At 37.1% G+C, this 20,513-nt stretch carries 15 protein-coding genes and 1 tRNA gene; 6 read left to right on the plus strand and 10 right to left on the minus strand.

Annotated features, from left to right (window positions below):
- Positions 1 to 68: 68 nt before the first annotated feature.
- Entirely contained in the window at positions 69 to 1,535 is a 1,467-nt protein-coding gene (gene cls, locus SB679_RS18590) for a cardiolipin synthase (RefSeq protein ID WP_410703797.1), read from the plus strand.
- 6 nt (positions 1,536 to 1,541) lie between these two features.
- Here the strand turns inward: cls and SB679_RS18595 are convergent, their stop codons facing one another.
- From SB679_RS18595 to SB679_RS18610, 4 genes are all read right to left on the minus strand, one after another.
- Positions 1,542 to 2,690 (minus strand): methionine aminotransferase, encoded by a 1,149-nt coding sequence (locus SB679_RS18595; RefSeq protein ID WP_410703798.1) that lies wholly within the window; start codon positions 2,688 to 2,690, stop codon positions 1,542 to 1,544.
- 118 nt (positions 2,691 to 2,808) lie between these two features.
- Complete coding sequence (locus tag SB679_RS18600) at positions 2,809 to 4,050, minus strand: T9SS type A sorting domain-containing protein (RefSeq protein WP_410703800.1); 1,242 nt, start codon at positions 4,048 to 4,050, stop codon at positions 2,809 to 2,811.
- A 499-nt stretch (positions 4,051 to 4,549) separates the two neighbouring features.
- Positions 4,550 to 5,281 carry a LytR/AlgR family response regulator transcription factor gene (locus tag SB679_RS18605; RefSeq protein ID WP_410703801.1) on the minus strand — a complete coding sequence of 244 codons (732 nt, stop codon included), beginning with the start codon at positions 5,279 to 5,281 and terminating at the stop codon, positions 4,550 to 4,552.
- Positions 5,250 to 8,117 carry a histidine kinase gene (locus SB679_RS18610; RefSeq protein ID WP_410703802.1) on the minus strand — a complete coding sequence of 956 codons (2,868 nt, stop codon included), beginning with the start codon at positions 8,115 to 8,117 and terminating at the stop codon, positions 5,250 to 5,252. The genes SB679_RS18605 and SB679_RS18610 overlap by 32 nt, the downstream gene beginning before the upstream one ends.
- Positions 8,118 to 8,336: 219 nt before the next feature.
- Here SB679_RS18610 and SB679_RS18615 point away from each other — a divergent pair, with 219 nt between their 5' ends.
- From SB679_RS18615 to SB679_RS18630, 4 genes are read left to right on the plus strand one after another with little or no spacing between them, the layout of a single operon-like run.
- Positions 8,337 to 10,220 carry a DNA topoisomerase IV subunit B gene (locus SB679_RS18615; RefSeq protein WP_410703804.1) on the plus strand — a complete coding sequence of 628 codons (1,884 nt, stop codon included), beginning with the start codon at positions 8,337 to 8,339 and terminating at the stop codon, positions 10,218 to 10,220.
- 50 nt (positions 10,221 to 10,270) lie between these two features.
- Positions 10,271 to 10,753, plus strand: a complete 483-nt coding sequence (locus SB679_RS18620) for a hypothetical protein (protein WP_410703806.1) — start codon at positions 10,271 to 10,273, stop codon at positions 10,751 to 10,753.
- Positions 10,754 to 13,342, plus strand: coding sequence for a DNA gyrase/topoisomerase IV subunit A (locus SB679_RS18625; protein WP_410703807.1), 2,589 nt, complete (start codon positions 10,754 to 10,756; stop codon positions 13,340 to 13,342). It abuts the gene before it with no gap.
- 11 nt (positions 13,343 to 13,353) lie between these two features.
- Complete coding sequence (locus tag SB679_RS18630; RefSeq protein ID WP_410703808.1) at positions 13,354 to 13,995, plus strand: rhomboid family intramembrane serine protease; 642 nt, start codon at positions 13,354 to 13,356, stop codon at positions 13,993 to 13,995.
- 189 nt (positions 13,996 to 14,184) lie between these two features.
- On the opposite strand, the gene SB679_RS18635 is transcribed toward SB679_RS18630, so the two are convergent.
- From SB679_RS18635 to SB679_RS18660, 6 genes are all read right to left on the minus strand, one after another.
- On the minus strand, positions 14,185 to 16,683 hold the full coding sequence (locus SB679_RS18635) for a T9SS type A sorting domain-containing protein (RefSeq protein ID WP_410703809.1): 2,499 nt from the start codon (positions 16,681 to 16,683) through the stop codon (positions 14,185 to 14,187).
- A gap of 306 nt (positions 16,684 to 16,989) precedes the next feature.
- A complete protein-coding gene (locus SB679_RS18640) occupies positions 16,990 to 17,349 on the minus strand; it encodes a DUF4180 domain-containing protein (protein WP_410703811.1) in 360 nt (119 codons plus the stop codon).
- Between the two features lie 7 nt (positions 17,350 to 17,356).
- Positions 17,357 to 18,208 carry a peptide chain release factor N(5)-glutamine methyltransferase gene (gene prmC, locus SB679_RS18645; protein ID WP_410703812.1) on the minus strand — a complete coding sequence of 284 codons (852 nt, stop codon included), beginning with the start codon at positions 18,206 to 18,208 and terminating at the stop codon, positions 17,357 to 17,359.
- On the minus strand, positions 18,209 to 18,967 hold the full coding sequence (gene yaaA, locus SB679_RS18650; protein WP_410703813.1) for a peroxide stress protein YaaA: 759 nt from the start codon (positions 18,965 to 18,967) through the stop codon (positions 18,209 to 18,211). It abuts the gene before it with no gap.
- Positions 18,964 to 19,674, minus strand: a complete 711-nt coding sequence (locus SB679_RS18655) for a CPBP family intramembrane glutamic endopeptidase (RefSeq protein ID WP_410703814.1) — start codon at positions 19,672 to 19,674, stop codon at positions 18,964 to 18,966. The genes yaaA and SB679_RS18655 overlap by 4 nt, the downstream gene beginning before the upstream one ends.
- Positions 19,675 to 19,723: 49 nt before the next feature.
- Positions 19,724 to 20,335, minus strand: coding sequence for an L-threonylcarbamoyladenylate synthase (locus tag SB679_RS18660; RefSeq protein WP_410703815.1), 612 nt, complete (start codon positions 20,333 to 20,335; stop codon positions 19,724 to 19,726).
- A 101-nt stretch (positions 20,336 to 20,436) separates the two neighbouring features.
- Here SB679_RS18660 and SB679_RS18665 point away from each other — a divergent pair.
- A tRNA-Met gene (locus SB679_RS18665) sits at positions 20,437 to 20,509 on the plus strand.
- Positions 20,510 to 20,513 lie beyond the last annotated feature (4 nt).

The following is a 20,513-nucleotide window of genomic DNA, read 5'->3' on the forward strand; positions in this document are numbered from 1 at the left end:
TTCTACTGCTTTTTTTATTACCTTTAAAAGAACAGATCCGAAATACATTTTTAAAAGGATTCTACACTATGATTAAAGAATTTCTCAGTCAGTTTCCATACATCTTGCCGGGTCTTGAGATCCTGTATCTCATTGGAGTGTTTTTCCTTGCGGGAAGGATCATTATGGATACCAAAACGACCAGTAAGACGCTGGCTTATCTGATGCTGATCATCTTTCTGCCTGTTGCCGGAATTATTATTTATTTTGTTTTCGGTGTCAATTACCGGAAGAAAAAATTTTACACCTTTAAGATAGAGCAGAATAAAGAAGTCTATGCTGCAGTAAAGAAATACATTCAGAAAACACATTATACTACCTTAGAAGAAAGAGCAGATGAAGTAGAGAACTTTACAACAACCATCAATTACTTATACAATGCCGGTAATTCACCGGTGTCTCAAAGAAACGATGTAGAACTTCTTATCAATGGGGAGGGAAAATTTGCAAAAGTTTTTGAGGTGCTTCAACGGGCAAAACATCATATCCATCTTGAATATTACATCTATGACAACGATGAAATAGGAAACAGGCTGGCGGATCTGCTAATAGAAAAAGCCAGAGAAGGTGTTACAGTTCGTTTTCTCTATGACGACATGGGAAGCGGAAAAATCGGTAAAAAATTACTGAAAAGATTAAAGGCAGCCGGAATTGAGGTATTGCCCGTCAATAAAATTACATTCAGGATCCTTGCAAACCGAGTGAATTACAGGGATCACAGAAAGATCATTATTGTAGATGGGGCAGAGGTTTTCACAGGAGGAATCAATGTTTCTGATAAATATATCAATCCTAATCCGAAGCAGTACTGGCGGGATATGCATCTGTATATAAAAGGGGAAGCTGCTTTTTATTTCCAGTTTTTATTTTTGAGCAACTGGACTTTTGCAGCAGAAAAGCTTCCTGAGCTCTCAGAGAAATATTTTGATTTTAAAGATAAAGATTTTGGAAGAACAATCGTTCAGACGGCAGCCAGCGGACCAGATACCCAGCCATCAATCATGCTGAGCACCAATGCCGCGATTCTTTCTGCCAAAGAAAAAGTGTATCTGGTAACGCCTTACTTTATTCCTGTTGAAACGGTTTTGAATGCGATCAAACAGGTTGCTCTTTCTGGATTGGATGTAAGGCTGATGGTTCCCAAATCCGGTGATTCTGTAGTAGTCAATGCCGCCGCGTATTCTTATTATGAAGAACTTTTAGAAAATAAAGTACGGATTTTCTTTTACAAAAAAGGATTTATTCATGCTAAAACAATGATCGTAGATCACAATTTTTCCTGTGTAGGAACCGCCAATATGGATGCCCGAAGCCAGGAACTGAATTTTGAGGTCAATGCTCTGATTTTTGATACTCAAATCAATCAGCAGCTCAATAATGTATTCATAGAAGATATGGAAGACTGTGAAGAAATTTTTCTTGAAGACTGGAGAAAAAGGCCTGGTTACAAAGTGTTTTTCGAACATTTGGCCAGACTTCTTTCCCCGTTGATATAAAATGTATTAGATTTTTGATAAATTCTCAATAGCCCTTTCCAGCGTTTCCTGTTTCTTTGCAAAACATAAACGGATCACATGTTCATTCAATTTATTCTTATAAAAAGATGAAAAAGGAACACTGGCTACTTTGTGGGTGATAGTGAGCTCGCTGGCGAAATCAAAATCATTTTTATCTGATATTTTATCATATTTCAAAGCCTGGAAATAAGTTCCTTCACAATCCAGAAGTTCAAAAGAAGTTCCGGCAAGGCCTTTTCTTAAAAAATCTCTTTTTTCCTGAAAGAACTGGCTCAGATGATTGTAATGATCCTCATTTTTCATGTAGGCCGCCAACGCCAATTGCATAGGAGTATTAACAGAAAATACATTGAACTGATGGATTTTTCTGAACTCATCTGTCAGCACTTTAGGAGCAGCACAATAACCGATTTTCCAGCCGGTGACATGAAAAAGTTTTCCAAATGAAGCTACCAGAAGGCTTCTTTCCTTCAATTCCGGATATTTGGCGATGCTTAAGTGCTGTTTTCTGTCAAAAACAATATTTTCATAGACTTCGTCGCTTAAAATAAGGATGGAAGTTCCTTTCACAATGGAAATAAGCTCCTGAATATCTTGCTCAGTTAAAATTTTCCCCGATGGATTATTAGGATTGTTCAGAATGATCATTTTGGTTTTATCGGTTACCAGATTTTTTACGGCTGTCCAGTCGATGGTATAATCCGGAGCTTTCATTTCAAAACGCTTTACAATCCCCCCGAACAATTCTACCGTAGGCTCATAACAGTCGTAGGCCGGTTCAAAAATGATCACTTCATCATCTTTTTTAACGAACGTGGCTACCGCAGTGAAAATAGCTTGGGTACCACCCGCAGTTACTGTAATTTCTGAGTCCGGATGATAAATAGCCTGGTGGCTGTTTTCAATTTTTCTGGCAATTTCTTCCTTTAAAGTAATCATTCCGCCCATGGGAGCATACTGGTTAAACCCTTTTTTAATGAAATAATCTACATGATCCAGCAGTTCAGGATCCGGCATGAAATCCGGGAATCCCTGTGAGAGATTAATGGCCTCATTTTCGTTGGCCAGTTGGGTCATCTGACTGAATATGGTAGTTCCTATGTTGGAAAGTTTGGATAAAGGAAGTTGTATCATTAAAGGATTTTTTACTTACTTCGAATTTAATTCATTTTTTGTAATCAAAGGCAGAAATTCCATAAAAAAGACTGCCCTTGTTTGGACAGCCTTTGAAGTTGTATCATTCTGTGAGAATTTATTTTGAAATCAGCAGTTTCTGAGAACTGGTGGTACGGTTAGATGTAACTTCAACGATGTAAGTACCCTGTACCAGCTTTTCAGTATCTAAGGTAAGGGTCTGAGGACCGCTATTGAGGATTTCAGATTTTTCAAGTACTACTTTTCCTGAAAGATCCATCAGCCTTACCGATACCGGTTCTCTTTTAGAAAGGTTGATCTGCAGGTCTACATGGCTTTTAGCAGGATTGGGAACCAGGGTAATTCCTTTTTGTTCCCCTGCCTGAAGTTCTGTTTTAGCAATACTTTCTAGATCGGAAAGTGGAGATTTCAATGCGATTGCTCCACCGTCTTTTGTTGGTAAAGTGTCTCTTTTTGAGTAGCAGAATGTAAAGCATCTTGTACACATGATCATTTTATCTTTCTTTTCAGTCACGCAGATCGTATATGTTCCCGGAGTCGTATAGGTATGGCTTAGAGTAGATACAATGTAAGGTGAAGAAGTTCCGTCACCCCATGCTACGGTATACGTACTTCCCGGATTGTTAGGTGTAGAAACCAGAATAGGATTCATCAGGGTTAAGTTAGCGGTAGCTGTATTGGTTACGGTACTGAATGAAGTGTCAAGTTTAAAATCCGCAGTACATCCGTCACATGATTTCACGCAGATATTATCATACCATACTCTTTCACTTGGGCTTGAAGTATAATCCGGAGATACCATAACAGCGGTGGAATTGTTCATAATATTATTAAAATCAGCAGTCGTGGTTACTGAACCCATCGTCCAGGTTCCATCCGAATTACTCGGAAGGGTAGTCCCCGTACTATTAGCGATCGGTGCGCGTACACGAACCCATCCACTTCCCGGAGTTACGGTGACGTTGGCGACAAAAGTAATGTACTGATTGCCGGACATGATATAGATGGTAGGGTGAATCGGAGCACCATAGCCGCCATCTTTTTCAAGATAGAAATCAAAATAAAGACACTGGCCTAAAAATCTTTGTCCTAAATTTTTAAAATCAGAAGGATTGATATACCATGATCCACCTGACTTATCGTCCAGAATAATATACTGGGAACCGTCCAACGTATTCGGGGTACCGGCAGAAACGCCTACATTTCCGTTAGGATAAGGAGCAGGAGTCCAAAGTCCGGGAGGATTATTGGGATCATTAAAATCCGAACATGGTGCCTGGGCATTCACCATAAGGCATCCTAAAAGCAAATAGATGGTTAAAAAATACATTCTTATCATAATATTACATTGATTTTATACATCAAAAATCAAGAAAAACTTTAGTGATTAATATTTTGTTTAATAATGATGGTTTCTGCTTTTTCTTTGATTTCAAAGAGTACTTTGAGGTTGATATGATAAAAGTATTGTGATATTTAACATCACGTTATTGTGAATTAGTAAGTGATATGCTTCGCCTAATAAGTGTAAACTGATTCCTTTTAAATGTAATTTTATTGGCAGTTTTATGTAAAGAATAGGAGAGAAGAATTGAATTTAAATGGTTGAATGAAACGAAGAATATTCAGCAATTTAAAATGTAATATAGGGAGTATTTAAAGACAGAGAAAGTGATTACTGTGTCTGTTGTAGAATAGGCAAAAAGAAGAAAATGCCGAAAGAAATTGAGCATTTGAATGGTATGAAAATGATTTCAGCAGTAAACGAAAATGTCTTCGAATACTGTTTGCAAGGAAAGTTATTCCATGATGTTACAATCTGTTATTCCATGATCCGTTTACTCTAAATTTTCAATTTTAGATAAGAAGTCATTTTTTTTACGAACAGAAACGTCCAGTACGGAATGATCTGCCATAATCACCTGTCCGCCTTTTCCTTTGATGTATTCTTTGAGATGGGAAAGGTTGATCAGATGTTTGTGATGGATTCTGAAAAAATTATGCTCATAAAGATATTCTTCAAATTCATGCAATGTTTTGGAGACAATAATCTTGCTTTTATCAGTAAGATGAAATGTGGTATAGCTGGAATCAGCTTCACAACGGATGATATCATTGATATCCGTAAGTTTAAAGCCCTGAAGCGTCGGAAGGCTGATTTTATTTTTATGTAAAGAGGCAGGCGCTGAAGATTTATTTTTTTTGATATTTTCTAACGCTTTATTCACGGCAATAATGAAATCTATTTTTTTGATAGGTTTCAAGAGATAATCGGCAGCTCCATTTTTAATGGCCTGAATGGCAAAATGTTCAAAGGCAGTGATGAAAATGATCTGAGCCTCCATCTCTTTGAATTTCGAAAGCAGATCGAAAGCAGTACCATCAGTGAGCTGAACATCCAGAAAAAGAATATCCGGTGAATTTTTAGAGAGATAAATGTAAGCTTTCTCTACACTCGATGCCTGGAATACGGACTCTATTTCAGGAAATTCGTTTTCTAGCAGAAGCGAAATGTAATCTCTTCCATCTTGTTCGTCATCAATGATGCAGGCTTGTATTTTGGTTTTCATAAGGTGTGATATAAAGTATTATTTGTGTTCCCGGTCGTTGTTCTTTTTCACTGAGGTTATTGATCTCTAAAATGATATGAGTATCAAAAAGCTGCCTAAATGTTTCAATTCTTTTTTGTGATAATTTTACTCCAAAAGAATCAGCCTTGTACAGAGACTGATTTTTATTGCCGATACCCACACCGTTGTCTTCAATCGTGATGCACAATGCGGTACCGGTGTAATCAAATATAATTTCTATTTTTCCTTTTCTGTCTTCTACGTTTGCAATTCCGTGTTTTATCGCATTTTCTACAAAGGGTTGTATCAGCAGGGAAGGAATGATCCAGTTCTCATTCGTTGCTTCAGACACGTGTATGGTATAATCAAACCGATCTTTTAAACGGAGCTGTTCCATATGAAGATATAGTGACAGATATTCGATTTCCTCTTTTATCGGCATAAAGGTTTTCACAGAATAATGGAGGGTTTTTCTGATCATTTGAGCGAAAATTTCTAAATAATTTTCTGTCTCTGCATAATTTTTTTTGTATAGCAAAAACTGGATAGAATTGAGGCAGTTGTAAATAAAATGAGGATTAATCTGTGCTTTAATAGCCTGTAACTCCAGCTCTGCAATCTTCTTTTCATAGTAAAGAGTTTCCAGTTTTTTATTTCTCTTTTTTTGAAAATATAAAGTGATAAGGATAAATAAAACGGCAGATCCCAAAATAATGAGCAACAGTTTAAACCACCATGTCTGCCAGAATTTAGGTTTAATTTCAAAGCTTAAATTTGTAGAAACAAAAGACTGTTTTCCGTTATAGCCCAATCCAAAAACTTTAAAAGTATACGTTCCGGGCGGAATAGCATTAAAGATAATTTTTGAAGAACTGCTGGTCTGCCAGCCGTCACTGAGTCCTTCAATGGTATATCGGTAGCTGATCTTCCCCTGAGACGTATAATCCGGGAAACTTACATTAAAAGTGATGTCATTGTTAGGTGTTTTTCCTATAAGTACTGTATTTAAATTGAAGAACTCTTTTTTTCCGATTACCACAGAATTGATAATGACTTTTTTATCAATGAACTTTTGTTGTGACAGTAAATTTTTGATGGAAAGAATTCCTAATCCTTTCGAAGTTCCTGCATAAAGAGTATCTCCTTTTATTACACATCCTGCGATGACATTTGATGGTAATCCATCCGTTTGGGTGAAATTGTTGATCCTCAAACCCTGACTTTTGATTTCAATTCTGCTTAGCCCGGAATTGGTGCTGGCCCAAAATACATTTTCGTTTTCTATTTCTATCTTTTTGATATGACTTGTTGCCAACCCATTGTTTTCGGTAATCTTCCGAAGGATCTTTTTGTTATTAAAAAGAATAATTCCGCTGAGGTTGGTCGCTCCTACATAGAGATTATGTCTTAGTTTTTTGATATCCGTAAAATAATACCCTTCCAGAAAAAGAGCCTTCTTTTTTGTCTTGGTATTAAGTTTATAAAGATCTTTGAAGCTTCCCGTAAAAAGACTGTCTTTATCATAAAGCAGAGCGGTGTACATCCGTTCTTTTTCTACCAGTTCTTCATAAGTTCGGGTTTGATAATTGTAGGCTGTAAGTCCTTCACTCGAACAGATCAACACGGAACCCGGAGTATAAGGAAGTATATTCTTTAAACTATATTCTTTTAAAAGAAACTTTTTTTTCGTTGCAGTATTATAATGAATAAGACTTCCTGTTAAACCGAAAATAGTGGTGTTTCCTTCAGAGAAAATGGCTTTATGTTCTATTTTTCTATCCTTTTCAAAGACGAGATCTGTTATGGTATTAGCGTGATAAATCCCACTTTTTGCTTCATTATATCCTAAAAATATAGTATTGCCATTTTTTTCGATTGCAGTGATGTAATTGGTGTTGTTAGAGACCGGCAGATGAATATAATTGTTTAAAGCCTTTTCCGTAATAAAATAAATGCCGTTATTTCGGGTAGAAAACCAGGTGTTGTTGTCTCGGTCCACCATAATATCATTGATGATATACTTATCCAGAAATTTGATAGGATTGGAAAGATTCACATTATCCAGTAAAGAGTCCTTAAAGTACAGCGCTCCTCCCTGTTCAAGACACAGCCATACTCTGTAATTTTTATCAATGATAATCTGATGGATATTTTCACGGACAGAAAAAGACTGTATCTTTTTAAAATAAAATGAATTGTATAATTTATAAACTTCAACTTTATTATTATGTCTGAATATATAAAAATTACCTTTACTGTAAGCCGGGGTATTTTTTTCTAAGCTGATATTGCATACCGTTCTCTTGTGGGTAATAATATTATATGCTTCGATATTTTTTTTTGCATTTTCATCCACAAAATACATCAGGTTGCTGGCAAGATCAAGGGTAAATGCATAATACATTCTGGAAGGATTGTCGTCTTTGATAAACAATGGAATAGTGCTTATCTTTCCATTGCTATAAACATAAATAGCCTTCGGATTGTATGAAGTATATAGATAGAGATTATTATTTTGGATATAAACGTTGGGGTTATAATTAAAATGTATTTTTTTAAGCTCTTTATTAACATCGGAATTGATGATCTTTCCATCTTTTAGAAATGCATAATCGCTTAAAAAAGGACTGATGAAAATTTCTCCGTTGGATAAAGGAAAACATGACAGGACTTCAATATTTTTCAGTCCATTTTTTTTATTATACTGCTTAAATTCCTTTCCGTCAAACCGGAATAAACCATTATCACTTCCTATCCAGATCAATCCGTTATTATCCTGGCTGAATCGGTAGGTATATGAACTGTTTAAGCCGTCCTCTTCATTATAATTTACCAATCCGGGAATTTGTGCAGAAAAAAGAGAACAGAAAAATATTATACATAAAAATGAAAGAAATAATTTATTTTTTTTCACCTGGTGTTGAATAGTTTTGTAAATATATCATTTGATTGATAATAATACAATACATTAGCAGGAATATTAAAAAAAACGGATACAAAAAATTCGGATAATTTTGTACAATTTCGTACTTTTGTATGTTTGCTGAAATTATATATGTCACAAGAAATAAATCCAATCTACTCCGAAGATAATATCAGAACGCTCGACTGGCAAGAGCACATCCGTTTGCGCCCCGGTATGTACATCGGGAAGCTGGGAGACGGCTCATCTGCCGACGACGGTATTTATATTTTGCTTAAGGAAATTCTCGATAACTCTATCGATGAGTTTAGAATGAAGTCGGGTAAAAGAATTGAAATAAAAGTGGACGACGGTAAAGTTACAGTTCGTGACTTTGGACGTGGAATTCCACTGGGAAAAGTAGTTGATGCTGTTTCCAAAATGAATACCGGTGGTAAGTATGACAGTAATGCCTTCAAAAAATCGGTAGGTCTAAACGGGGTCGGTACCAAAGCCGTAAACGCACTTTCCGATTACTTCCGTGTACGATCTTTCCGTGAAGGAAAAATGAAAATGGCCGAATTTTCTCGCGGATTGATGACGGAAAATTATGATGAAAAAGAAACTTCTGACAGAAACGGAACCGAAATCTCTTTCATTCCTGATGCCGATATTTTCCTGAACTTCAAATACCGGAAAGAATACATCGAAAGAATGCTGCGCAATTATGCGTATCTGAATCCCGGATTGAAAATTTTCTTTAACGGAGAAACATTTTATTCTGAAAACGGACTTAAAGACTTACTGGAAGAAGAGCTGGAAAGCGAAATTCTTTATCCTATTGTCCATTTAAAGGATACCGATATCGAATTAGCCATTACCCATTCTGATAAGTCGCAGACAGAGACGTATTTCTCCTTCGTAAACGGACAGAATACAACGCAGGGTGGAACGCACCTTAATGCTTTTCGTGAGGCGTATGTGAAAACCATTCGTGAATTTTTTAATAAAAATTTCGAGGCTTCCGATATCAGAAAATCAATTATTGCAGCGATTTCCATCAATGTGGAGGAACCCGTTTTTGAATCTCAGACAAAAACGAAATTAGGATCCAATGATATGGGGCCGGAAGGTCCTACGGTAAGAATTTTTATCATTGATTTCTTAAAAAGCAAGTTAGACAACTTCCTGCACAAGAATCCTGAGATTGCAGAAGCGATTCAGAGAAAAATATTAATTTCAGAAAGAGAAAGAAAAGAACTTTCAGGAATCCAGAAGCTTGCGAGAGAAAGAGCTAAAAAAGTATCACTTCACAACAAAAAACTTCGGGATTGCAGACAACATTATAACGATCAGAAAGCTGAAAGAAAAGGAGATACACAGATTTTTATTACCGAGGGAGATTCTGCATCAGGATCTATCACAAAGTCCAGGGATGTAGAAACGCAGGCTGTATTTTCTTTGAAAGGAAAACCGTTGAACTGTTATGGACTTACCAAGAAAGTGGTTTATGAAAATGAAGAATTTAACTTACTTCAGGCCGCTTTAAATATTGAAGACAGTCTTGAAGACCTTAGATATAATCATGTCATCATCGCAACAGATGCCGATGTCGATGGAATGCACATCCGCCTTTTGATGATTACATTCTTCCTTCAGTTTTTCCCTGATCTGATTAAAAACGGACATCTTTATATCCTGCAGACACCTTTATTCAGGGTGAGAAATAAAAAAGAAACGAGGTACTGTTATTCAGAAATAGAAAGAGTAAAAGCATTGAATGAACTGGGGAAAAATCCTGAAATTACCCGATTCAAAGGACTTGGAGAGATTTCACCAGACGAATTTAAACATTTCATCGGAAAAGATATACGTTTAGAACCTGTAGTGGTAGGAAAAGACCAAACGATAGAACAGCTTCTGGAATTTTATATGGGGAAAAATACACCAGACAGACAGGTTTTTATTCTTGAAAATCTTGTCGTGGAAGATACCGACATTGACAAAAAAGAAATTTTAGACGATGCGGAGGTATAATTAATGTAAAAACTAAACAAACTAATATCATTTATTGAAACACCGAAATTATGAGATTAAGTAACCGTAACAAAGCTCCGGTCTATAACTTTGTGAATACCCTGTTGATGATGTTTGTAACGGCAGGAATTGCTGCATTCTTACTGAATGAATACAGGTTTAATATATTGGGAGTTGAAAGCTATTTGTTCCTTTTGGTTCCTGTTATTATGCTGATTGTTTTTCACCTCAATGGAAGACAGATCTTTGAATATGACAGTGATGGAGAAGCTCTTAATTTTAAAAACAGGAATATTATTCCTTTTTTAGATAAGCCTCTTCACGATGAATTCCCGAAATATAAACTGATAAAATACGATGTGATCAACATCTTTTTTATAAAAAGATTGTATGTTACGATTTCAAGTAAGAACAGTGGCTCAACCATGTTAAAATATGAAATTTCTTATTTAACAAGAAAAGAAGTAAACGATTTACAACTCTCTCTGAATAAAGTGGTAAAAGCAAATAAAGAGAAAAACGAATTAAAATAAATGATGACAGAAGAAAACTCGCATGAAGGTGAAAGCCTGAAAAAGGTTTCAGGATTGTATAAAGACTGGTTTCTTGATTACGCTTCCTATGTTATTTTGGATAGAGCCATTCCGTCCGTATACGATGGGTTGAAGCCTGTGCAGAGAAGAATTATGCACTCTATGCGGGAGCTTGAAGACGGCCGTTACAACAAAGTGGCCAATATCGTAGGAAATACCATGAAATATCACCCTCATGGTGATGCTTCTATTACCGATGCGATGGTACAAATCGGGCAAAAAGAACTCTTGATCGATACTCAGGGAAACTGGGGAAATATTTATACGGGAGATTCAGCTGCTGCCGCGAGATATATTGAAGCTAGGCTGACTCCTTTGGCACTGGAAGTCGTATTTAACCCTAAAACGACAGAATGGGCGAAATCCTATGACGGAAGAAACAATGAACCGGTAGACCTTCCCGTAAAGTTTCCGCTGCTTCTTGCACAAGGAGTAGAAGGAATTGGGGTAGGACTTTCAACCAAAATACTTCCGCATAACTTTAACGAGTTGATTAATGCTTCTGTAGCGTATTTAAAAGGGAAAAAATTTGAATTGTTTCCCGATTTTCTCACCGCAGGTTTCCTGGATGTTTCTGAATACAATGACGGCCACAGAGGCGGAAAAGTAAGAGCCAGAGCCAAAATTTCCCAGTTTGATAAGAATACCTTAATCATCTCGGAACTTCCTTTTTCTAAAAATACAGGTGATCTGATCGATTCTGTGTTGAAAGCCAATGAAAAAGGAAAAATTAAAATTAAAAAGATAGAAGATAATACCTCCGACAAGGTAGAAATTCTTATACATCTTCATAATGAAGTTTCACCCGACAAGACGATCGATGCGCTGTATGCTTTCACGGACTGCCAGGTGACGATTTCACCCAACGCCTGCGTTATTGTCGGTGATAAACCGATGTTCCTGAATGTTTCTGAAATTCTGAGAAGAAATACAGATCATACCGTTTCCCTGCTTAAAAAAGAGCTGGAAATCGAACTTCATGAATTGCAGGAAAGCTGGCACTTCTCATCTTTGGAGAGAATCTTCATCGAAAACAGAATTTATCACGACATTGAAGAAGTAGAAACCTGGGAAGATGTGATAAAAACAATTGATAAAGGCTTAAAACCTCATACAAAACACTTGTTAAGAGCGGTAACAGAAGAAGATATCCTTAAATTAACAGAGATTCGTATCAAAAGAATTTCAAGGTTTGATTTAGATAAATTCAAGGAAAATATTGCTGCTCTTGAAGGAAAAATAGAAATGGTAAAACACCATTTGGGTAACCTTATTGCATATGCCATTGATTATTACCTGAATATCCAGAAGAAATACGGAAAAGGAAGAGAAAGAAAAACAGAACTGAGAATCTTTGATACGATTGATGCTACCAAAGTAGCCGTAGCCAATGAGAAGTTCTATGTAAACTGGGAAGAAGGATTCGTAGGAACCTCTCTGAAAAGAGATGAATACTTATTCGACTGTTCAGATATTGATGATATCATTACCTTCAGAAAAGACGGAAGCATGAAGGTAGTAAAGGTAGAAGCAAAAACTTTTATCGGAAAAGATCTTCTGCATGTTGCTATCTGGAAGAAGAATGACAAAAGAACGGTCTACAATATGATCTACCGTGAAGGAAGAGAAGGGCCTTACTATATGAAACGTTTTTCTGTAACCGGAGTAACACGAAATACCGATTATCCGCTGGCGTCAGATAAAAAAGGATCAGAAATGCTTTATTTCTCGGCAAATCCTAACGGTGAAGCTGAAACGGTAAGTGTTCTTCTAAAACCGAATCCAAGAATCAGGAAAAATAAAATGGATGTAGATTTCTCTGAACTTGCCATTAAAGGCCGGGATTCCAAAGGAAATCTGGTGACCAAATATTCCGTTAAAAAAGTTGACCTTAAAGAAGAAGGCGTTTCTACATTAGCTCCTAGGAAAATATGGTTTGACGATACTGTAAGAAGACTTAATGCTGATGGAAGAGGAGTCCTGCTGGGAAGCTTTAAAGGGGATGACAAGATTCTAACGATCAATACAAACGGAGACGTAAAACTCGTGTCTTTCGATCTTGGAAACCGTTTCGATGATGAATATCTGGTATTGGAAAAATGGCGTCCGCGACAGCCTATCACCTGTATTTACTATGACGGCGAAAAGGATATCTATTTTATCAAAAGATTCCTGCTGGAAAACGCGGCTAATGTACAAACCTTTATGCCATCGGATCATCCGAAGTCATTCATCGAGAATATCATCGTTGCTGACGGTTCTACCGCAGAAATAGTTTTCGCGAAAGATAAAGGAAAAGAACGTGATTCTGAAACCGTAAATATTGATGAATTCATTGCTGTGAAAGGGATAAAAGCGATTGGAAATCAATTTACCAAATTCAAAGTAAAAGCAATTAATATAACCATTCCTGAACCTGAGGAAGAAGAACCGGAAGTTTATGAAGAACCCGAAATCGGGGACGGTATTGTGGATGATGACCGAAGTGTAATCGGTGATCTGTTTGAAGGCGGAGAACCTGAAAATTAAATATTGAAATTATGAATGCAGTTGTTTTAATCATTATTGCCGCTACCTGTGTCATCAGCTACATGGGCTTCAACAATATTGCTTTATTTGAAAAATATAAATTTAATGTGAATGCCATCAGTAACCGGAAAGAATATATCCGACTGGTGAGTTCCGCATTTTTGCATGCTGATTTTATGCACCTGTTTTTCAATATGCTTTCGCTGTACTTTTTTCAGGGAGCAATACTCAATTATTTTGGGCCGGTAGGCTTTTTAGTTATTTATTTTGGTTCAATGATTCTGGGGAACCTGTTTAGCCTTTTGATTTATCAAAAACAGCCGTGGTATTCAGCGATTGGAGCATCCGGAGCCGTATCCGGGATTATTTTTGCAGCCATTGCGATGGCTCCCAATGATATTAGTGTTAATTTCTTGCCGGGCTGGCTTTTTGGAACATTGTATTTCGGCTATTCAGTATATATGATGCTGAATCCTAAACAATGGGATAACTTAGGACATTCTGCTCACCTGGGAGGTGCTTTTTTTGGGCTGGTGTATTCTATCATCATGCATCCGGAACTTGCTCTTCATAACATCTATTTCCTGGGTATTATGTCCCTTCCGTTAATCTATTTAAGCTATCAGATTTTTGTGAAGAAGAAAATAGGCTAATAAGCTAAGGGAGGCAACTCACCTATATCAAAACCAATGAACTTCAGGATAGAAAACGTTTTATCGTTCTATTGACTGCAGTTCATTGGTTTTACTGTTTTTATTAATAAAACTTCAGTTGCTTAATCATAAAAAAACCGCCTCAAATATGAGGCGGTTCCTGTTATTAGTTTTTACCCGGCACTATGATTATTTTTTTATGATTTTTTGAACCGTAATGCCTTTACTGGTCTTCACCTGAAGTACATACACTCCACTTGATAATCCCGTCATGTCAACTGAGGATACACTTCCTGTGTGATTGAAGACTGTCGTACCTGTCATATTAGTCAGGATTAGCTGTTCTATCAGACTGCGTTCAGGATTGGAAATGGTGAATGTTTTTTCTACCGGATTAGGATAAATAATCATTTTTCCGGCCTTAGTTTCCTGTAGAGCCAATACCGCAGAAGAGGAATACTGGGTTTTAATGTAGAAAAGATTGGTAACGCTTCCTTTCGTAATCGAGTGGGAGCCTGCCGCGATATTAGGGATCGTTACCACTCCTGAAGAAACCGTATACGATATTCCGTCTACTTTTATCGTCCCGCTGAAAGTTGGATCAAAAACCAATGTCAATGAGGAAGGAGCTGCTGTAGTATACTGTATCGCTGTTGCAGATTCTATTTTTAAGCGTTTTGTCAGCGTTAATCCGTCATATACAGCATTACCGTCCGTAGAATTGATATTCGCTGAAACAAACGTATAAAAAGAGCTTATGAATCCCGTTGCGGTAAAATTATGAATCTCATCTCCCTGCGGCATGGTTGTAGAAGTAACTGTGATACTTCCCGTTCCTGAAACCGGAGTACCCGATGTTCCTGTCGTTGTTACCGTAAAATCCACATCAGCGGTAGGGGTCCCGGATACCATAATCGTTTTATTCGCTGTATTTTTCACAAAACTGATTCCGGAAGCCGGGATTCCTGTTACGATGGCATCACTAGCTGTTCCGCCCCAGGTAAATACCATTGGAGCAATAGCCGTTCCAGTCACTACGGTTTGATCATTATTGGCAGCAATCGTTAAAGTCTGAGGATTGGCAATTACTGGAGTTTCACCCTGTACAAAGACCAGCGAAGAAGTGTATCCCTGCAAAAGGGCCATTAATCCTGTATTTACATCAGAAGAACTGTCATCAACAGCATTGTTAAATGTCCAGGCGATATCCCCACCGGAAACCCTTCCGGAATATTGCATGACTTTATCCCTTGCGGTAACCGGCGAATCAGGAACCAACGAATGGATATAAAGAGAAGGATCCGTATCAAAATTATTATAAGTTCCATTGCCTTGTAAAGCTTTAATTCCGCTTCCTAAGACTTCGTTTCTGGTCGATGCAACATAAGCATCAAATTGAGTAGGCGCTGTAGAGGGATGGTAAGCGACAAAAGCATTCTGATTGATCATATAATTGTCGAAAGCCTTTACAACACCTCCATTTTCATTGGAGAAAGTTCCCGGAGAACCATTCGCAATATCAGTTCCCTGTCTGGACGTAAGAATAGGATATTTACAGTTTCTGAAGTAATTGCCCTCCACGAAAACAGAAGAACTTAAAGTAGAACCCGCCCCATATTTGGAATTTCCATCGTAGTAATTATTATACACGTGGGCAGAGTAGTAGCGGATCCGCGGGTGCCTTGAGTCTGAATGATCAAACCAGTTGTGATGGTAAGTGATGTATAATCCTGTGTTCGTTCCTTCGCTAAGCCCTAAAAGACAACTCTTTCCGTTATCCCAAAAGTGGTTGTAAGAAAAAGTAACATAGGTGGATTTTTTGGCATCCAGTGCACCGTCACCCTTTACCTGATCCGCATCTGAACCCGGTTTTCCGTAAAATAAATCGCAGTGATGAGCCCAAATGTAGCTGTTATCCTGCTGTAAGCTTAAATTATCACCTTCCGCAGCATCCGTAAGCATATACCCCAGATTACGGACCTCTACATTGGTTGCGTTTTTAATTCTTATTCCCCAGCCGTTAACTACCGCATCCGAACCCACGCCTTCAACTGTGATAGAACTTAAGGGATTCTTTTTATTTTCCACTACCACATCACCGTTCAGCAGATAGTTGGGATCGGTAATATTCCCAATTAATCTTATAGCCAACGGACGAGTATCATTTCCTTTTTTAAAACCATCCAGAATAGTCTGTAGCCCGACACATGGATTCGTGGTAGCTCCTGTTACATTCAATGATACTGTGTTTTTTGTTGCCTGTGTGATGTACAGAACCACAGCATTAGGTTTCAATGTTCCGTCGAGATTATAAGCTCCCGGGACTTTGCCGTTGCTGTGTGCGAATCCCGATCTGTCGTGCGAAAGTACTGTAACCTGGTTGGAAACGGCTGCCGGACCTTCAACAGAATTGGTGACAGGAACAATTTTCACGGTATAGTTCCCAGGACTTAACCCTAAAATATCTGCCCTGAAATAAGAACCATAACTTCTGATCAGCTGATTGTCAATGATTTTATTGGTGAATCCACCTCCGGTATAATAGACTCTGTAGCTGTCTGCTCCGCTGACGGGAGTCCATTTTACATATGCTGATTCCAGCCATCCTGTGGCCTGTGTAATCGTAACCTGTGCATGCGCCAGAATGGAACTGACGAACAGTACAAAGTAGGTGAAGAGTTTTTTCATGATTGATAGTTTTGGTTTAGTTTTACAATTGATTGTATAAAGTGTAATCGATTACACACAAATATATATAAATAATCATTATAAATCATTTTGATGTGAAATTTATTATCAATCATGAATTAAATTGCTTATAATAAAGGATTTATAGGTTTTATTTAGCAATGTATTAATAGAGTGTTGGTGTGAATTCCTGGATGTTCTGTTTCCGGAATCATGAATGATTGGAAGGAAAATTTGCCTAATTAGTAAAAAGATGATTGAAGGGATAAAAAAAGAACCGATTACCTTAATAACCGATTCTTTATATTATCCGGAGAGTTTTTCTAATGCCTCTTCCAGGGTTTTAACAAAGTTGATATGCCGGGTTGTATTACTTTCGAAAATAAAATCTTTCATGCTTTTACTTTCATAAGTATTAAAATCTCCTACAATAGCCAATCGTACCCGGTAGTTGGAAAATTTTTGAAGAATATCGCCTGCCATTTTCGTCTTCAAATCAAAAAATAGGGGCGTAATATTTTTTTCATAAATTACCATTTTATCAATGTCCTGATAATAAATATTTCCCAGCAGATCCAGCCCATCCTGGAAAGTTTGGATGACCATCTCATCGGAAAGTATTTCAGCAACCTTAGTATTGTTGATGGAATGTATTTTAATTTCCATGCTAGCTTTATTTAATTCCGACTATAAACCGGTCATTTCCCGATAGATCTTTGACCAGCTCAACCTTTGAAAATAAGTCTTTGTAGAGTTCCAGCGTTTCAGGACCTAATTTTTGATTGATTTCTAAAAATAATAATCCATTTTTATTCAGATGTTTTTTAGAATCTTCAGCAATTTTCCTGTAAAAGATTAACGCATCCGCAGTAGGAGAGAAGAGTGCCATCATAGGTTCAAATTCCTTCACCGAATCAGCGATTTCAGATTCTTCTTCAATTCCGATATAAGGAGGATTGGAAATAATGACATCATACGTTTCACTAAGTTCAATATTCAGATAATCACTATGAATAAAATGAATATCAAGCTCATGAAACGCTGCATTTTTTCTTGCCGTTTCCAATGCTTTTTCAGAAAAATCAATTGAAGAAACAACTGCTTGCGGGAAGTGCTTTTTTAAAACAAGAGGAATAATTCCGCTTCCGGTTCCGATGTCGAGAATTTTCAACTCAGAAGTCTGAGTGGGTAAATTCCGGATTTCACGGATCGCAATTTCCAGCAGTTCTTCCGTTTCGGGACGTGGAATAAGTACATTTTCATCTACAAAAAAGGTCATTCCATAAAAATCAGTTTCTCCCAATATATGTTGATAAGGCATATTGGTTTGCAATGCGGCAATTACTTCCAGCAGCTGTTTTTCATCATCAATCAATAATTCCTGATGTGAAAACCTTCTTTGCTGAAAAGAATCAAGCCCAACAATTTTCTCAATAAAAATAGAGTATAAAAAAGTACTTTCCGATTCGGTATAAAAATCCGAAACAGAAGTAATAAAATGCTGTTTGAATGCTGAAATCGTCATTTATCTTGTGAAAACCAGTTTAGTATCCGTGGATTTATCTTCATCAATCAGGTACCCTTCATAATTGAACGTTTTTACATCATTTAAAGTCTGTGCATTGTTTTCCGCACAGAATCTCACAACCATTCCTCTCGCATGTTTTGTGTACACGACGATGGTTTTCAGTTTCCCTTCCCTCAGTTCATAGAACTCAAAATCAATGACGGTGTGGTTCAGCTTTTTTCTATCAATTACTTTTCCGTATTCGTTACTTGCCAGATGAAGAAGAAGTTCGCCTTTTTTCATTTCAGTATTGAGCTGTTCTGTGATTTTTTCTCTCCAGAACTCATACAAATTCTTATAGCTATCGAATGAAAAAGGACGTCCCATTTCAAGTCTGTATAGCATTACTTTGTCAGAAGGCTTTAAGAGACCATACAACCCGGAAAGCATCCTGTAATTTTTCTGTAAATAATCTACCGCACTTTTATCCAGCGTTTTAGCGTCCAGACCTCTGTAGACTTCACCGGTGAAAGCAAACATAGCCGGAGCAGATTCTTTTGCCGTAGGTTTCGCCTTCCATTTCTGATTTCTTTCCCAGTTCTCATCAGCCAGTTTCGGGGAAATTTCCATGAGTTCGGAAAGATATTTTGGAGATTTTTGTTTTAAATGAGCGTGTATAAATGCTGCTTCTTCAATGAATTTAGGAGTGGTAGATTTCAATAGATCCGTTGAATTTTCTACGTTCATTAATTTTGCAGGAGATGTTATAATTTTCATAGTGGTAAAAAAGCAGATAAATGTTTAATATCAATAAAATTCATCATCATTAAAGACACAAAATCATACAGAAAGTGACACATAATAATGATTTTAATGTTGGAATATCGTTTGTAAAATACAGCAAAAACAATCCCGATAAAGAGAGGTCCAACAACCTGCACGATAGTTCCATAGGTGCTGTGGAGGATGCCGAATAAAACAGAAGAAACTGCAATTCCTAAAAAAGGACTCTTGTAGATCTTTTCTATCCTGGTCTGGATGTATCCCCGCATCAGAAATTCTTCAATAACACCGGCCGTTAAGCAGGTAAAAATAATCAAAAAATAATTATTCTTAAAGATAGAATGCATCTGGATAAGTTTTTCGCTGATCTTTTCCTGTGTAGCCGTTTTGATTAAAAGGTTAAGAAAGCCACTGCCAAATGCACAAATGAAGTACAGACAGATAACAGATCCTACATAAAAAGCAACTGAATACTTTTTATCTTTCCAGAGAGTAATGGAACTCTTTTCAATGTAATGACTGTACAAAATAACCAGTCCCAGAACAATCCAGAAAACCATTCTTGTGTAAAAAAAACTAACTGCTGTCAGTGATTTTATTCCTGTAATAAAACCAATCAAAGGAAAGGTATACATCATCACGACGGCAAGAAGCACAAAAGTGAGCAGAATTCCTAAAGAATATTTCCCGTTAAGACTCATAGATTACAATTCATACCTTAAGGTTGATAACTTTTCAACCATTACAACCTTAAACGATTCCTTTTCCTTGTCTGATAATTTCCGGTTCGCCGGAAGTAAGGTCTATAATAGTTGAAGCTACATTGTCGCCATACCCTGAATCAATCACGATATCTACCAGATGATCATATTTTTCTGCAATCAGTTCCGGATCGGTAGAATATTCAATAATCTCATCGTCGTCTCTGATGGAAGTTGATGCGATCGGATGGCCCAGTTTTTCAACAATAAGCTGAGGAATCGGATGGTCAGGGACACGTATACCGATCGTTTTATGGTTTTTATATGCCAGTGGAACACTCTTGTTGGCATCCAGAATAAAGGTAAAAGGTCCCGGAAGATGACTTTTCAAAAACCTGAACACCGAAGTATCGATAGGTCTTGTAAAATCGGAAAGATGGCTTAAATCATTACAGATGATAGAGAATTTTGCTTTGTCAAGCTTGGTTTTCTTAATCTGAGCCAGCTTTTCCATGGCTTTAATATCAAAAATATTACAGCCTAAAGCATATATCGTATCCGAAGGATAGATGATCAATCCACCATTATTCAACGTTTTAATTACCTCATTAATAAGATTTTCCTGAGGATTATTGGGGTAAATTTTTAATATCTTTGCCATAAAACAAAGATACAAATAATAAGATAGTTTTTATAAAAGTCCTTTATTTAAAAGAAAAATTAGGATTTTCATAAAAAATTCGTACATTTGCAGTCCAATAACGCGGGATGGAGCAGTAGGTAGCTCGTCGGGCTCATAACCCGAAGGTCATCGGTTCGAGTCCGGTTCCCGCTACTAA

The sequence above is a fragment of the Chryseobacterium sp. SIMBA_029 genome (assembly GCF_046535275.1).
Taxonomy (GTDB): domain Bacteria; phylum Bacteroidota; class Bacteroidia; order Flavobacteriales; family Weeksellaceae; genus Chryseobacterium.

What these genes read in the sequence shown, in the direction of transcription:
- SB679_RS18605 (WP_410703801.1), bottom strand. Translation starts at nt 5,281, where the DNA reads ATGAAAACCAAAATACAAGCCTGCATCATTGATGACGAACAAGATGGA.
- SB679_RS18655 (WP_410703814.1), bottom strand. Translation starts at nt 19,674, where the DNA reads ATGAGTCTTAACGGGAAATATTCTTTAGGAATTCTGCTCACTTTTGTG.
- SB679_RS18600 (WP_410703800.1), bottom strand. Translation starts at nt 4,050, where the DNA reads ATGATAAGAATGTATTTTTTAACCATCTATTTGCTTTTAGGATGCCTT.
- prmC (WP_410703812.1), bottom strand. Translation starts at nt 18,208, where the DNA reads ATGACGATTTCAGCATTCAAACAGCATTTTATTACTTCTGTTTCGGAT.
- SB679_RS18595 (WP_410703798.1), bottom strand. Translation starts at nt 2,690, where the DNA reads ATGATACAACTTCCTTTATCCAAACTTTCCAACATAGGAACTACCATA.
- SB679_RS18660 (WP_410703815.1), bottom strand. Translation starts at nt 20,335, where the DNA reads ATGGCAAAGATATTAAAAATTTACCCCAATAATCCTCAGGAAAATCTT.
- yaaA (WP_410703813.1), bottom strand. Translation starts at nt 18,967, where the DNA reads ATGAAAATTATAACATCTCCTGCAAAATTAATGAACGTAGAAAATTCA.
- SB679_RS18630 (WP_410703808.1), top strand. Translation starts at nt 13,354, where the DNA reads ATGAATGCAGTTGTTTTAATCATTATTGCCGCTACCTGTGTCATCAGC.
- SB679_RS18615 (WP_410703804.1), top strand. Translation starts at nt 8,337, where the DNA reads ATGTCACAAGAAATAAATCCAATCTACTCCGAAGATAATATCAGAACG.
- SB679_RS18635 (WP_410703809.1), bottom strand. Translation starts at nt 16,683, where the DNA reads ATGAAAAAACTCTTCACCTACTTTGTACTGTTCGTCAGTTCCATTCTG.
- SB679_RS18640 (WP_410703811.1), bottom strand. Translation starts at nt 17,349, where the DNA reads ATGGAAATTAAAATACATTCCATCAACAATACTAAGGTTGCTGAAATA.
- SB679_RS18625 (WP_410703807.1), top strand. Translation starts at nt 10,754, where the DNA reads ATGATGACAGAAGAAAACTCGCATGAAGGTGAAAGCCTGAAAAAGGTT.
- cls (WP_410703797.1), top strand. Translation starts at nt 69, where the DNA reads ATGATTAAAGAATTTCTCAGTCAGTTTCCATACATCTTGCCGGGTCTT.
- SB679_RS18620 (WP_410703806.1), top strand. Translation starts at nt 10,271, where the DNA reads ATGAGATTAAGTAACCGTAACAAAGCTCCGGTCTATAACTTTGTGAAT.